Origin of the sequence: Nocardioides sp. AX2bis (assembly GCF_902506435.1) — a bacterium.
GTDB lineage: Bacteria > Actinomycetota > Actinomycetes > Propionibacteriales > Nocardioidaceae > Nocardioides.
In genome coordinates, this window is record NZ_LR733215.1 from 345,982 (window position 1) to 359,375 (window position 13,394).

The 13,394-nt window shown below is 74.7% G+C and carries 14 protein-coding genes; 12 read left to right on the plus strand and 2 right to left on the minus strand.

Annotation, left to right across the window (positions count from 1 at the left end; translation table 11 throughout):
• The 6 genes from GV155_RS01695 to GV155_RS20375 all read left to right on the plus strand — a co-directional run bounded on the left by GV155_RS01695 (window position 1) and on the right by GV155_RS20375 (window position 6,904).
• Window positions 1–936, plus strand: a complete 936-nt coding sequence (locus GV155_RS01695) for a LysR family transcriptional regulator (RefSeq protein WP_160004653.1) — start codon at window positions 1–3, stop codon at window positions 934–936.
• Window positions 937–1,032: 96 nt separating this feature from the next.
• Window positions 1,033–1,959, plus strand: a complete 927-nt coding sequence (gene kdgD / locus GV155_RS01700; RefSeq protein ID WP_160004654.1) for a 5-dehydro-4-deoxyglucarate dehydratase — start codon at window positions 1,033–1,035, stop codon at window positions 1,957–1,959.
• Window positions 1,956–3,587, plus strand: coding sequence for an aldehyde dehydrogenase (NADP(+)) (locus tag GV155_RS01705; RefSeq protein ID WP_236553845.1), 1,632 nt, complete (start codon window positions 1,956–1,958; stop codon window positions 3,585–3,587). The genes kdgD and GV155_RS01705 overlap by 4 nt, the downstream gene beginning before the upstream one ends.
• Window positions 3,584–4,906 (plus strand): enolase C-terminal domain-like protein, encoded by a 1,323-nt coding sequence (locus GV155_RS01710; protein WP_268892562.1) that lies wholly within the window; start codon window positions 3,584–3,586, stop codon window positions 4,904–4,906. The genes GV155_RS01705 and GV155_RS01710 overlap by 4 nt, the downstream gene beginning before the upstream one ends.
• A gap of 126 nt (window positions 4,907–5,032) precedes the next feature.
• Window positions 5,033–6,121 (plus strand): hypothetical protein, encoded by a 1,089-nt coding sequence (locus GV155_RS01715; RefSeq protein WP_160004655.1) that lies wholly within the window; start codon window positions 5,033–5,035, stop codon window positions 6,119–6,121.
• 21 nt (window positions 6,122–6,142) lie between these two features.
• Window positions 6,143–6,904 (plus strand): hypothetical protein, encoded by a 762-nt coding sequence (locus GV155_RS20375; protein ID WP_201300019.1) that lies wholly within the window; start codon window positions 6,143–6,145, stop codon window positions 6,902–6,904.
• A gap of 15 nt (window positions 6,905–6,919) precedes the next feature.
• On the opposite strand, the gene GV155_RS01725 is transcribed toward GV155_RS20375, so the two are convergent.
• The gene (locus GV155_RS01725; protein ID WP_160004656.1) at window positions 6,920–8,110 is read right to left on the minus strand and encodes a pyridoxal phosphate-dependent aminotransferase; all 1,191 of its coding nucleotides are present in this window, start codon (window positions 8,108–8,110) and stop codon (window positions 6,920–6,922) included.
• A 44-nt stretch (window positions 8,111–8,154) separates the two neighbouring features.
• On the opposite strand from GV155_RS01725, the gene pyrE reads away from it, so the two are divergent.
• The 5 genes from pyrE (at window position 8,155) to GV155_RS01750 (ending at window position 11,930) form a co-directional block, all read left to right on the plus strand.
• On the plus strand, window positions 8,155–8,703 hold the full coding sequence (gene pyrE, locus GV155_RS01730) for an orotate phosphoribosyltransferase (RefSeq protein WP_236553846.1): 549 nt from the start codon (window positions 8,155–8,157) through the stop codon (window positions 8,701–8,703).
• A 29-nt stretch (window positions 8,704–8,732) separates the two neighbouring features.
• Window positions 8,733–9,671 carry a proline dehydrogenase family protein gene (locus GV155_RS01735; RefSeq protein WP_160004658.1) on the plus strand — a complete coding sequence of 313 codons (939 nt, stop codon included), beginning with the start codon at window positions 8,733–8,735 and terminating at the stop codon, window positions 9,669–9,671.
• A gap of 13 nt (window positions 9,672–9,684) precedes the next feature.
• Window positions 9,685–10,491, plus strand: coding sequence for a pyrroline-5-carboxylate reductase (gene proC / locus GV155_RS01740; RefSeq protein ID WP_160004659.1), 807 nt, complete (start codon window positions 9,685–9,687; stop codon window positions 10,489–10,491).
• A 129-nt stretch (window positions 10,492–10,620) separates the two neighbouring features.
• Window positions 10,621–11,340, plus strand: coding sequence for a mycothiol-dependent nitroreductase Rv2466c family protein (locus GV155_RS01745; RefSeq protein ID WP_160004661.1), 720 nt, complete (start codon window positions 10,621–10,623; stop codon window positions 11,338–11,340).
• Window positions 11,337–11,930 carry a hypothetical protein gene (locus tag GV155_RS01750; protein ID WP_160004663.1) on the plus strand — a complete coding sequence of 198 codons (594 nt, stop codon included), beginning with the start codon at window positions 11,337–11,339 and terminating at the stop codon, window positions 11,928–11,930. The genes GV155_RS01745 and GV155_RS01750 overlap by 4 nt, the downstream gene beginning before the upstream one ends.
• Here GV155_RS01750 and GV155_RS01755 read toward each other — a convergent pair.
• Window positions 11,913–12,329 carry a hypothetical protein gene (locus GV155_RS01755; protein ID WP_160004665.1) on the minus strand — a complete coding sequence of 139 codons (417 nt, stop codon included), beginning with the start codon at window positions 12,327–12,329 and terminating at the stop codon, window positions 11,913–11,915. The genes GV155_RS01750 and GV155_RS01755 overlap by 18 nt on opposite strands.
• Window positions 12,330–12,369: 40 nt before the next feature.
• Here GV155_RS01755 and GV155_RS01760 point away from each other — a divergent pair, with 40 nt between their 5' ends.
• Entirely contained in the window at window positions 12,370–13,323 is a 954-nt protein-coding gene (locus GV155_RS01760) for a haloalkane dehalogenase (protein WP_160004667.1), read from the plus strand.
• The last annotated feature ends 71 nt before the right edge of the window (window positions 13,324–13,394 follow it).

Here is a 13,394-nt window from a genome sequence, read left to right on the forward strand (position 1 = left end):
ATGGACGTCACGCTGGACCAGGTCCGCTGCTTCGTGGCCGTGGCGGAGGAGCTGCACTTCGGCAGGGCCGCCGAGCGGCTGAAGATGACCCAGCCACCGCTCTCGCGGCAGATCCAGAAGCTGGAGCGGATGGTGGGCGCCCAGCTGCTGGACCGCGACAACCGCCGGGTCGTGCTGACCGCCGCGGGCGCCGCCTTCCTGGAGGACTGCTACCGCCTGGTGACCACGCTCGACGAGGCGGTCGCGCACGCCCGGCGGGTCGAGGGCGGCTGGGCCGGCACCCTGCACCTGGGCTTCACCGCGGTCTCGGCGATCGGGGTGCTCGGGCCGCTGCTCGGCCTGCTCGGACGGGAGCTGCCCTCGGTCGAGGTGATCCTGCACGAGCGGGTCACCGGCGGGCAGGTGGACGGGATCCGCCGCGGCGAGATCGACCTGGGGCTGGCCCGACCGCCGTTCGACACCAGCGTCCTCTCGTCCAGGGTGGTGGCGCGTGAGCCGCTGCGGGCCGTCGTCGCCCGGGACCACCCGCTGGCCTCCTCGCGCGGGCCGCTGGGGCCGGAGGACTTCGACGGGGTCCCGGTCATCGGCTACCACCCCACGACCGCGCGCTACTTCCACGAGATGACCGTCCGCTTCCTGGTCAACGGGCACTCGCGCATCGAGCAGCACGTGCAGCAGGTCCTCACGGCGGTCATCCTCGTCGCCGCGGGCCAGGGTGTCGCGTTCGTGCCGGCCAGCGCCGCCGCGCTCGGTGTCGAGGGCGTCGTCTTCAAGCCCCTGACCGACCTGGGGGGTGGCCATCCCGACTCCGAGCCGGCTCGTCCGGTGGAGCTCCACGCGATCTGGTCCCGGGGTGCGCTGACGCCGATGCTGCGCCAGGTGCTGCACCTCGTGCAGCGATCGGCGCAGGAGGTCGACGATGCTCTAGGCGAATGAGTGGATGCCGATCGAGTGTTGGACGAGCATCGTGGCCGCTGCCTAGCGTGGGCGGCGGAGGGCGACGGTCGTCACTCCGCACGAGAGGAACCCACCGTGGCGCACGTGACCCCCGACGAGCTGGCCGGCACCCTCGGCAGCGGACTGCTGTCCTTCCCCGTCACCCACTTCACCGAGGACGGGGAGCTCGACGAGGCGGCCTACCGGGAGCACCTGTCCTGGCTCAGCACCCACCCCGTCGCCGGCCTGTTCGCCGCCGGCGGCACCGGCGAGGGCTTCTCGCTGACCCCCGCCGAGACCGACCGCGTCGTGCGCGCCGCCGTGGGCGCCGTCGACGGTGCCGTCCCGGTCCTGGCCCCCGCGACCGGCTCCACGGTGAACGCCGTCGCCCAGGCCCGCGCGGCCGAGGAGGCCGGTGCCGACGGCCTCCTGCTCATGCCGCCCTACCTCACCGAGGCCAGCCAGGCCGGTCTCGTCGACCACATCACCGCCGTCTGCGAGGCCAGCTCGCTCGGCGTGGTCTTCTACAGCCGCGCCAACGCCGTGCTGCACGCCGACGCCCTCGAGCAGGCCTGCGAGCGCAACCGCACCCTGGTCGGCTTCAAGGACGGGATCGGCAACATCGAGCAGATGACCCGCACCTACGCCCGGATGGGCGACCGGCTCACCTACATCGGCGGCCTGCCCACCGCCGAGGTCTTCGCGCTGCCGCTGCTCCAGCTCGGCGTGACCACCTACTCCTCGGCGATCTTCAACTTCGTGCCCGAGTTCGCGCTGGCCTTCTACGACGCCGTCCGCGCGCAGGACCAGGCCCGCGTCTACGCCATGCTGAACGAGTTCGTCATCCCCTACACCCAGCTGCGCGACCGGCAGCAGGGCTACGCGGTCTCGATCGTCAAGGCCGGCATGAAGGTGATCGGCCGCCCCGCGGGCCCGGTCCGCACCCCCCTGACCGACCTGAGCGAGCTCGAGCTCGCCACCCTGACCGACCTGGTCAAGCGCATCGGAGGAGTCCCCGCGTGACGTCTGCAGACAGCACCAGCACCCCCACCGTCCCCGGCTCGGTCCGCGGCGTCTCGGTCGTGGCCGGCGAGGAGCTCAGCGGCACGGCCGGCACGCTCCGCGCCCGCGCCGCCGCCACCGGTGTCGAGATCGGCCCGGAGTTCGGGCTGCTCGACCTCGACCAGCTCGACCGCGCGGTCGCTGCCGCGGCCGAGGCGTCCGCGACCTACCGCGCCACCAGCCCGGCCGAGCGCTCGGCCCTGCTGGTCGCGATGGCCGAGGAGATCGAGGCCGACCGCGACGACCTGGTCGCCTGTGCCGTGGCCGAGAGCGGCCTGCCCGAGGGCCGGATCGCCGGCGAGGTCGGCCGCACCACCGGTCAGCTGCGCCTCTTCGCCGGGGTCGCCGCGAGCGGCGACCACCTAGGCGTACGCCTGGACCCCGCGCTGCCCGAGCGCGCCCCGCTGCCCCGCGCCGACCTGCGCCAGCGCTGGGTCCCGCTGGGCCCGGTCGCGGTCTTCGGTGCCAGCAACTTCCCGCTGGCCTTCTCCACCGCCGGCGGTGACACCGCCTCCGCCCTGGCTGCGGGCTGCCCCGTCGTGGTCAAGGGACACCCCGCCCACCCCGGCACCGGCGAGCTCGTCGCCCGCGCGGTCACCCGGGCCGTGGCCCGGGTCGGGCTGCCGGCCGGCACCTTCTCCTTCGTGCTCGGCGCCGGCAACGAGTTCGGTGCCGCGCTGGTCGTCGACCCCCGGATCAGGGCGGTCGGGTTCACCGGCTCCCGCGCCGGTGGTCTCGCCCTGGTCGACCTCGCCCGCGGTCGCCGCGAGCCGATCCCGGTCTACGCCGAGATGTCGTCGGTCAACCCCGTCGTCGTGCTCCCCGGCGCCCTGACGGCGCAGGACCCGGCCGCGCTGGCCCAGGCCTTCGTCGGCTCGCTGACGCTGGGATCCGGACAGTTCTGCACCAACCCGGGCCTGGCGCTCGTCCCCGCCGGCGAGGCCGGTGACGCGTTCGTCGCCGAGGCCGGGCGCCGCATCGCCGACGCCACCGGTCAGCGGATGCTCACGCCCGGCATCGCGGAGGCGTACGCGCGCGGCGTCGCCGACCTCGCGGGCGCCGACGGCGTCGAGCAGGTCGCGACCGGCGCCGCCGGCGGCGAGGGCGCCCCCGCCCCCGCGCTCAGCGTGGCCGACTGGCAGCGCGCTGCGCACACCGCCGAGCAGGAGGTCTTCGGCGCCTCCGGCGTCGTCGTGCGCTGGTCGGACCTCGACGAGCTGCTCACCATCCTGCGCGGCATCGAGGGCCAGCTGACCGCCACCGTCCACTGCGACGCCGAGGACGCGAGCGACACCGAGCAGGCCCGCGCGCTGCTGCCGGTGCTCGAGGACCGCGCCGGGCGGATCCTCTTCAACGGCTGGCCCACCGGCGTCGAGGTCGGCCACGCGATGGTGCACGGCGGACCGTTCCCGGCGACGTCGGACTCCCGGACCACCTCGGTCGGCTCGCTCGCGGTCGAGCGCTTCCAGCGCCCGGTCTGCTACCAGGACGTGCCGGCCGGCCTGCTGCCCGCGGCCGTCGCCGACGACAACCCGTGGGGACTCACCCGGCGCGTCGACGGGGTGCTCGAGCTGGGGGACCCCGCGTGAGCGTGACGATCACCGGCATCGAGGTCGTGCCCGTCGCCGGCCACGACTCGATGCTGCTCAACCTCTCGGGCGCCCACGGGCCGTACTTCACCCGCAACATCGCGCTGGTCACCGACGCCGACGGCCGCACCGGCCTCGGGGAGGTGCCCGGCGGCGAGGCGATCAAGCAGACCATCGAGGACGCCGCCGACGTGCTCGTCGGGCAGCCGGTCGCGCGCTTCCGCTCGCTGCTGCGCGAGGTCGCGGCCCGCTTCGCCGACCGCGACGCGGGCGGGCGCGGCCTGCAGACCTTCGACCTGCGCACGACGGTGCACGCCGTCACCGCGCTGGAGTCGGCCCTGCTCGACCTGCACGGCCAGGACCTCGGCGTCCCGGTGGCCGAGCTGCTCGGCGACGGCCAGCAGCGCGACACGGTGCCGATGCTGGGCTACTTGTTCTTCGTCGGCGACCCCGACCGCACCGACCTGCCCTACCTGCGCGAGCCCGACGGCGCCGACGAGTGGGAGCGGGCGCGGCGCGAGGAGGCGATGACGCCCGAGGCCGTCGTGCGCCTGGCCGAGGCCACGTCGGCGCGCTACGGCTTCCGCGACTTCAAGCTCAAGGGGGGCGTGCTGCCCGGGGCCGAGGAGGTCGAGGTCGTCCGTGCCCTGCACGACCGTTTCCCGGACGCGCGCATCACGCTCGACCCCAACGGCGGGTGGTCTCTCGCCGAGGCCGTCGAGCTGTGTCGCGACCTCGGCGACGTGCTGGCGTACGCCGAGGACCCCTGCGGCGCCGAGGGCGGCTTCTCGGGCCGCGAGGTGATGGCGGAGTTCCGCCGCGCCACCGGTCTGCGGACCGCGACCAACATGATCGCCACCGACTGGCGACAGATGGCGCACGCGGTGCGCGAGCACGCCGTCGACATCCCGCTGGCCGACCCGCACTTCTGGACCATGGCGGGCTCCGTCCGCGTGGCGCAGCTGTGCCACGAGTTCGGCCTGACCTGGGGCTCGCACTCCAACAACCACTTCGACGTCTCGCTGGCGATGTTCACCCAGGTCGGGGCGGCCGCCCCCGGCGAGATCACCGCGCTCGACACGCACTGGATCTGGCAGGACGGCCAGGGCCTGACCACCGCGCCGCCGCCGATCGCCGACGGCGAGATCGCCGTGCCGACCGGGGGCGGGCTGGGCGTGGAGATCGACCGGGACCGGCTCGCCGCCGCGCACGAGCTCTACGTGGAGCACGGTCTCGGCGCCCGCGACGACGCCGCCGCCATGCAGCACCTCGTGCCGGGGTGGACCTTCGACCCGAAGCGCCCCTGCCTGGTCCGCTGAGCGGGCGCCGGCCCTACGCCCCCGGGACGTCATGCGGCCCGGTCCGCGGCCGGGCGCGCCGAGGGATGACGTCCGAGGCGTCGGGGGTCCGGGCGGCGCGCTGGGTCGGCCTGGGAGGATGGGGACGTGCCAGCAGCTGACGCCCGCCCGCGCCAGGTCACCTGGTCCGCGGCCATCATCATGATCGGGTCCGCCTTCATCCTGCTCTCCGCGTACCAGGTCGTGGCCGGGATCGGCACGCTGGAGACCCGCGAGAGCGTCGAGGAGTTCCTCGCCGACGCGCCCGACGGCCTCGGGCTCGGGGTCGGCGACGCGCTGGACGTCCTGCGTGTCACCGCGATGGCCGCGGCCGCGCTCGCGGTCACGACCGCCATCCTCGGCTGGCAGGTGCTGCTGAAGTCCCGGAGCGCGCGGGTCGTGCTGAGCGTGCTCGCGCTGCCGGTCTTCGTCACCGGCACGGTCACCGGGGGGCTCATCTCCGCCGTGGTCGTCGCCTCCGTCATCACGCTGTGGCTGAGCCCGGCCCGCGAGTGGTACGCCGGGCTGCCGATCCCCGACCCGCCCGCCCGCCGACCGCGCGAGAAGGCGACGACGCCGACCCCGCAGCAGCAGGCGTTCCTGCCGCCGGCGACGCCGCCGACCCAGGAGCCGACCCAGCCGCCGACCCAGGAGGGCGCTCCGCCGGTCGGCCCCACCGGCCCAGCCAGCGGGCCTGCGCCGTACGCCCAGCCGTTCGGGCAGCCCGCGCACCCGGGCACCGGCCAGCCGGTGGCGCACCAGCCCGGTCGACGGGGTCCGCGGCCGGCGGCGTTGATGGTCGCCTGCCTCGTCTCGTGGTCGCTGTGCGCGCTGACGATGATGCTGGTGCTCGGCAGCATCGCCTACGTCTGGGCCTCGCCGGACGCGGTCCTCGATGCCGTGCGCGAGCAGGACCCCTCGGTGCTGGAGCAGGGGGTCACCGTCCGCGGGCTGCAGGTGACGATGACCGTGATCTTCGGTCTGCTGGCCCTGTGGTGCGTGGGGGCCTCGGTGGCGGCAGCCGTCGCACTGCGCGGGTCCGCGCCGGCCCGGGTGACCCTGCTGGTCTGCGCCGCCCTTGCCGGCGCCGTCGCGCTGCTCGCCACCCTGGCCTCCCCGGTGCTGGCTGTCCCGCTGCTCGGCTGCGTGCTGGTCGTGGCGCTGCTGATGCGTCCCGAGGTCCGTGCCTGGCGCTGAGCGCTGTGGTTCAGTTCTGCCATGAGTGATCCGCAGAACCCGTACGGCTCGTCCCAGGACCCGACCGGGCAGCCGCAGCAGCCGCAGCAGCCGGTCCCGCCGTCGCAGACGAACCCGTACGGCCAGCCGCCGCAGGACCCCTACGGCCAGCAGAGCCCGTACGGCCAGCCGCCGCAGGACGGCTACGGCCAGCAGGGCCCGTACGGTCAGCCGCCGCAGGACCCGTACGCGCAGCAGAACCCCTACGGCCAGCAGCAGTACGGCCAGCAGCAGTACGGCCAGCAGCAGTACGGCCAGCCGTACGGCGGCTACGCCCCCTCCGGACCGCTCAAGCGGCCGGGCACGGTGACCGCGGCGGCGATCACCACCTTCATCCTCTCCGGCCTGATGGCGCTGCTCTTCGGCGTCGGGGTGATCGGCGTGGCGGTCACCGGCGACGAGATCACCCGCGAGTTCAACCGGAGCTTCTCGCAGGAGTCCGGCATGGAGGGGTTCTCCGGCTCCGGTGTCGCCGTCGGCCTGATCGTCCTCCTGCTGGTGTTCCTGGTCTGGTCGGTGATCGCGATCGTGCTGGCCGCGCTGGCGATGAAGGGCCGCAACTGGGCGCGGATCACCCTGGTCGTCTCCGCCGCGGTCGCGGCGGTCCTCTCGCTGCTCGCGATCGGCTCGCTGCTCTCCGGGATCTGGCTGATCGGTGCGGTCGCGGTGATCGTGCTGCTCTTCACCGGCGGCGCCAACGAGTGGTACGCCGAGCAGTCGCGCAAGGGCGCGCCCACCGCCTGACCGGACGGGCGACCCTCAGCCGGGTCCGGCGAGGTCGGCCCCGGCCAGGCGTGCCAGCGCGTCCTCGAGCACCTCGGTGCGCTTGCAGAACGTCCAGCGCACGAGGTGCCGGCTGGCGTCCTGGTCGTCGTAGAAGAAGGCCATCGGGATCGCCACCACCCCGGCCCGCTCGGGCAGGGCCGCGCAGAACGACCGTGCGTCGGGCCAGCCGAGCGCCCGGGTGTCGGTGACGGCGAAGTAGGTGCCCTCGGGCACCCGGACGTCGAGCCCGGTACGCGCCAGGCCGGCGCACAGCAGGTCCCGGCGGCCCTCGAGGTCGGCGGCGAGCCGCCGCGGGAAGTCGGGCTCCTCGTCCAGCGCCCACGCCACGGCGGGCTGGAGCGGGGCGCCGGAGGTGAAGGTCAGCCACTGCTTGGCCGAGACCATCGCCCCCACCAGCGCGGCCGGGCCGGTCGCCCAGCCGACCTTCCAGCCGGTGAACGACCAGGACTTGCCGACGCTGGAGATTGTCAGGGTCCGCTCGGCCATCCCGGGCAGGGTGCTGATCGGGACGTGCTCGTGGCCGGTGAAGACGAGGTGCTCGTAGACCTCGTCGGTGATCACGACCAGGTCGTGCTCGACGGCCACCGCGGCGACGGCCTCCAGCTCGGCGCGGGTCAGCACCGTGCCGGTCGGGTTGTGCGGGCTGTTCAGGAGCACGTACCGCGTCCGCGGGCCGATCGCGGCGCGCAGCTCGTCGACGTCGAGGCGGAAGTCCGGGGCCCGCAGCGTCACCGGGCGGCGCACCCCGCCGGCCATCTGGATCATCGCGGTGTAGGAGTCGTAGTAGGGCTCGAGGACGACGACCTCGTCGCCGGGGTCGACCAGGCCGAGCACGGCCGCGGCGACGGCCTCGGTGGCGCCGGTCGTCACCGCGACCTCGGTCGTCGGGTCCAGCTCGATGCCGTAGTGGCGGCGCTGGTGGCGGGCGACGGCCTCCCGCAGCGCCGGGACCCCCCAGCCGGGGGCGTACTGGTTCGCACCGTCCTCCATCGCCCGCGCCGCCGCGGCCACGACCGAGGCGGGGCCGTCGACGTCCGGGAAGCCCTGGCCGAGGTTGACCGAGCCGGTGCGCAGCGCGAGCGCCGACATCTCCGCGAAGACGGTGGGCGGGATGCCCGCGAGGCGGGCCGCGGGCCGGACGGTCGGGCGGGCGGACGGCGGCATCGGGCCACCGTAGCCGGAACGCCGGGTGCGGCATCATGGCCCGCGTGACCGCTGACGCCCTCCCGACCGACCCCGCCCTGGCCGCCGACGTCGACGCCTGCTGCCGCCTGACCGGGGAGTTCACGCTGCGCTCCGGGCAGGTCGCGAGCGAGTACTTCGACAAGTACCTCTTCGAGTCCGACCCGTTCCTGCTCGGCCGGGTCGCCCGGGCGATGGTGCCGCTGCTGCCCGACGGCACCGAGCTGCTCGGCGGCCTGGAGCTCGGCGGCGTCCCGATCGCCACGATGGTCTCCACGATGACCGGCCGCCCGGCGCTGTTCGTGCGCAAGCAGGCCAAGGAGTACGGCACCTGCAAGCTCGCCGAGGGCCCCGACGTCGCCGGGCGCCGCGTCACCCTGGTCGAGGACGTGATCACCACCGGCGGCGCCGTCCGCGACGCCACGAACGCCCTGCGCGCGGCCGGCGCCGTGGTCGAGGTCGTGGTCTGCGCGATCGATCGCTCGCCTGCGGGGGAGAACCCCCTGGCCGACGTGGGGCTCGAGGTCCGGGCCGTGCTCACCAAGGCCGAGCTGGACGCCGTCCGGGCGGGCTGAGCACCACCCGCCCGGCGTACGGTGTCCGCATGTCGCCGATCCGTGGCCCCCTGCTCCTCCTCGCCCGCAGCGGACGGGTGAAGCGCCTGGTCAGCACGATGCCGGTGTCGGCCGGGATCGTGCACGGCTACGTGCCCGGCGAGGACACCGGCGCCGCGGTCCAGGCGACCGCGGGCCTGGTCGACGACGGGCTGCGGGTGACCCTGGACTACCTCGGCGAGGACGTCACCGACCGCGCGCAGGCCGACGCCACCGTCGAGGCCTACCTCGACCTGCTGCGCGAGCTGTCGTTGCGCGGGCTGACCCGCCACGCCGAGGTCTCGGTGAAGCTGTCGGCGATCGGCCAGGCCATCCCCGACGCGAGCGCCGCCAAGGTCGCGATCGAGAACGCGCGCACCATCTGCCGCGCCGCCCGCAACGCCGGCACCACGGTCACCCTCGACATGGAGGACCACCGCACCACCGACCGGACGCTGGCGGCGCTGCGCGAGCTGCGCCAGGACTTCCCCGAGACCGGCGCCGTGCTCCAGGCGATGCTGCACCGCACCGAGTCCGACTGCCGGGCGCTGGCCCACGAGGGCTCACGGGTCCGGCTGTGCAAGGGCGCCTACGCCGAGCCGGCCGAGGTCGCCTTCACCGACAAGGTCGACATCGACAAGTCCTACGTCCGCTGCCTGAAGGTGCTGCTGGCCGGGCAGGGCTACCCGATGATCGCCACGCACGACCCGCGGATGGTCGACATCGCCGCGTCGCTGGCCAGCCGCTACGGCCGCGCGCAGGGCACCTACGAGTTCCAGATGCTCTACGGCATCCGCCCCGACGAGCAGAAGCGGCTGGCCGCGGAGGGGGAGTTGGTGCGCACCTACGTCCCCTACGGCGAGGAGTGGTACGGCTACCTGATGCGGCGCCTGGCCGAGAAGCCGGCCAACCTGGCCTTCTTCGCCCGCTCGCTGGTCTCGAAGTCCTGAGGAGGACGGTTCCGTGGTGCAGGAGAAGCAGACCGCCATCATCGGCGCCGGTGTCATGGGCGAGGCCCTGCTGTCGGGGCTGGTGCGCGCCGGACGCCGGGTCGACCGGCTGCTGGTGGGGGAGAAGCGGCCCGAGCGCGCCCGCGAGCTCGAGGACCGGTACGGCGTCGCCGTGGTCGGCAACGCCGACGCGGCCGCTCGCGCCGACACCGTCGTGCTGGTCGTGAAGCCGCAGGACATGGCCGACGTGCTCGCCGAGCTGGCCGGGAGCCTGCGCGCGGGCCAGCTGGTCGTGTCCCTGGCCGCCGGGATCACCACCTCGTACATCGAGTCGCGGGTGCCCGACGGGGTCGCGGTGGTGCGGGTCATGCCCAACACCCCGGCCCTGGTCGACGAGGGCATGTCGGCGATCTCGCCCGGCTCGGCGTGCTCCGAGGACGACCTGGCCGAGGTCGAGCAGATGCTGCGCTCGGTCGGCAAGGTGCTGCGGATCCCCGAGCGCCAGCAGGACGCGGTCACCTCGATCTCGGGGTCGGGCCCGGCGTACATCTTCTTCGTCGTCGAGTCGATGATCGAGGCCGGCGTCCACCTCGGCCTGCCGCGCGCCACCGCGACCGACCTGGTGATCCAGACCGTCGTCGGCTCCGGCCGGATGCTCCAGGAGACCGGCACCCACCCCACCGTCCTGCGCGAGCAGGTGACCTCGCCCGGCGGCACCACCGCGAGCGCGCTGCGCGAGCTCGAGGTGCATGGGGTGCGTGCGGCGTTCCTGGGCGCGATGGAGGCCGCGCGCGACCGCTCCCGCGCCCTCGGCCAGTAGCCGAGATGACGCTCGCGGACAGCCGAGATGACGCTCGCGGACAGCCGAGATGACGCTCGCGGCGTGTCGAGGTGACGATTCCGGACAGCCCGAGGGTCGCCGTCACCAGGGTGGCGCGAGGATGACGGCATGAGCGAGCAGCAGCCCGACGTCCGGTTCTGGTTCGACCCCGTGTGCCCCTTCGCGTGGATGACGAGCAAGTGGCTGCGCACGGTGCAGCGCCAGCGCGGCGACACCGTCGAGTGGCGGTTCATCTCCCTGCGGCTGCTGAACGCGCACGTCGACTACGACAGTCACTTCCCGCCGGAGTACGAGGCCGGCCACACCGCGGGGCTGCGGATGCTCCGCGTGTGCGCCCAGGTGCGTGACGACCACGGGCCCGAGGCGGTCGCGCGGCTCTACCCGGCGCTGTCGAGCCAGGTCTTCGAGGTCGGCCCCGACCACTACGACCCGACCGACCTCGACGCGCTGGTCCGCGGCGCCCTCGCCGAGGCCGGGCTGCCCGAGGACCTCGTGCGCCACCTGGACGACACCGACCGCGACGCGCAGATCCAGGCCGAGACCGACGAGGCGCTGGCCCTGACCGGCAAGGACGTCGGCACCCCGATCCTGCACGTCTCCCCGCCCGAGGGCGCGGCGTTCTTCGGCCCGGTGATCAGCCGGCTGCCCAGCGACGAGGACGCCCTGCGGCTGTGGGACCACGTCGTCGGCCTGGCCACCTTCCCCGGCTTCGCCGAGCTCAAGCGGAGCCTGCGCGAGCGCCCGCAGCTGCCGTCCTTCGGCGTCACCGAGCAGGAGGCCGGCCAGGCCGAGGACTGGCACGCCGGCAGCCGACGCCAGAAGAAGTGACCCCCGGCGAGGGCGGCCTGCCCTGGGTCTGGGGCGCCACGGCCGACGAGGCGTCCCGGCACTACCCGGCCGACGACGTCGTGGCCGCCCGCGCCCCCGGTCGGCCGCTCCTGCGGATGACGCGCGCGGTCACCGCCGACGCCCCGCCCGAGGCCTGCTGGCGCTGGCTCTGCCAGCTCGCCGTCGCGCCCTACTCCTACGACCTGGTCGACAACCTCGGCCGCCCCAGCCCGCGCACCCTCACCCCCGGCGCCGACCGGCTGGTCCCCGGGCAGCGGATGGTCAAGGTCTACGAGCTGCTCGAGGTCGACGAGGGTCGCTCCTGGACCGGCGTGACGACCGCGGCCGGCAGCCTTCCGTTCGGCCCGCTCGCCGCGACCTATGCCGCGGAACCGCTCGCGGGCGCCGGCGGGCGGGGCGGTACGCGCACCAGGCTGGTCTGCCGGATGACGCTGCCCGGCGGCGGACCGCTCGTCCGCGCCAAGGCCTCCGCGCTGGCCTGGGGCGACGTGCCGATGGTGCGCAAGCAGCTGCGGACGCTGGCGTCGTACGCCGGCTCGGGCCGGGCCGGCTCAGACCGCCAGGGCTGACGCCACGAGCGCCACCACCGCGCCGAGGGTGCGGACCCGGTCGGCGAGGAGCAGCGAGCGTACGAGCCCCGGGTCCGGGCCCTCACGTCCCAGCCGGCCGTGCGTCGGCGCGGCACGGGCCGCGGTGACCAGGGCCGCGACCGCGTTGCCGGTCAGCGCCACCCACGCCCAGCCCTCCGGCCCGGTGAGCAGCGTCCACACGCAGGCGGCCGCGACGAGCGGGTAGAGCGGCGCGACGACGGCGCCGATCCGGCGGGAGTGCGCGTCGTGCCGCGCCGCCCACTGGCGCGGCGACTCGCGGGCGACGTCGGCCAGTGCGGGGTAGACCACGACGGTCACGACGACGGAGAACCCGGCGTGCGCGGCGCTCGCGGCCAGGAGCGCGGTCGTGGGGTCCACGGGGCGACGCTAGCCGGTCGGGGTCGGGCAGACTGCGGCGATGGAGACCTACCGCACGCCCGACGACCGGTTCGCCGGCCTCGCCGACCTGCCCGCCGGCACGACGTGGGAGCCGTCGTACGCCGACGTGACCGACCCGGACGGCGGCATGCTTCGGATGGCCTACGTCGACGTCCGCCCCGACGGCTGGCGCGAGGACGCGACGACCGTGCTGATGCTGCACGGCGAGCCCACCTGGTCCTACCTCTACCGCCACGTCGCGGCCGAGGTCGCGGCCACCGGGGTGCGCTGCGTGGTGCCCGACCTGATCGGCTTCGGCCGCTCCGACAAGCCGGTGTCCTCGCGCGACCACTCCTACCAGCGCCACGTCGACTGGACCCGCGAGCTGGTCCTCGACCGCCTCGGGCTCGGCGGTCCGGGTGCAGGCGAGCTCACCCTGCTCGGCCAGGACTGGGGCGGGTTGATCGGGCTGCGCCTGGTCGCCGAGCACCCTGACCGCTTCAGCCGCGTCGTCGCCGCCAACACCGGCCTGCCGACCGGCGACGTCGACATGCCCGAGGTCTGGTGGCAGTTCCGGGCGGCCGTCGAGAAGGCCGAGGTGCTCGACGTGGGCCGGCTCGTCGCGTCGGGGTGCGCCCGCGGTCTCGACGCCGGCGTCCGCGCGGCGTACGACGCCCCGTTCCCCACCGAGGAGTCCAAGGCCGGGCCGCGGGCGATGCCCTCGCTGGTCCCGACCCGCCCGCACGACCCGTCGACCGAGGCCAACCGGGCGGCCTGGGCGGGCCTGGGGGAGTGGCGCGCGCCGTTCCTGACCGCCTTCGGCGACTCCGACCCGATCACCGGGGCGATGGCGCCCGTGCTCCAGCGCCACGTGCCGGGCGCGGCGGGTCGTGAGCACCCGACCCTGGAACGGGCCGGGCACTTCCTGCAGGAGGACGACGGCGCCGAGCTGGGCAGGATCGTGGCTGCCTTCGTCCGCACCGTCACCCCGTAGCGGCTCGGGCGGCGGTGTCCGGAACCGTCACCTCGAGGCGCCGCGAGCGTCATCTCGGCTGTCCGCGAGCG

Excerpts from the sequence above, each read along its gene's own strand:
- GV155_RS01760 (WP_160004667.1), top strand. The coding sequence starts at position 12,370 with ATGGAGACCTACCGCACGCCCGACGACCGGTTCGCCGGCCTCGCCGAC.
- GV155_RS01745 (WP_160004661.1), top strand. The coding sequence starts at position 10,621 with ATGAGCGAGCAGCAGCCCGACGTCCGGTTCTGGTTCGACCCCGTGTGC.
- GV155_RS01695 (WP_160004653.1), top strand. The coding sequence starts at position 1 with ATGGACGTCACGCTGGACCAGGTCCGCTGCTTCGTGGCCGTGGCGGAG.
- GV155_RS20375 (WP_201300019.1), top strand. The coding sequence starts at position 6,143 with ATGAGTGATCCGCAGAACCCGTACGGCTCGTCCCAGGACCCGACCGGG.
- GV155_RS01735 (WP_160004658.1), top strand. The coding sequence starts at position 8,733 with ATGTCGCCGATCCGTGGCCCCCTGCTCCTCCTCGCCCGCAGCGGACGG.
- GV155_RS01725 (WP_160004656.1), bottom strand. The coding sequence starts at position 8,110 with ATGCCGCCGTCCGCCCGCCCGACCGTCCGGCCCGCGGCCCGCCTCGCG.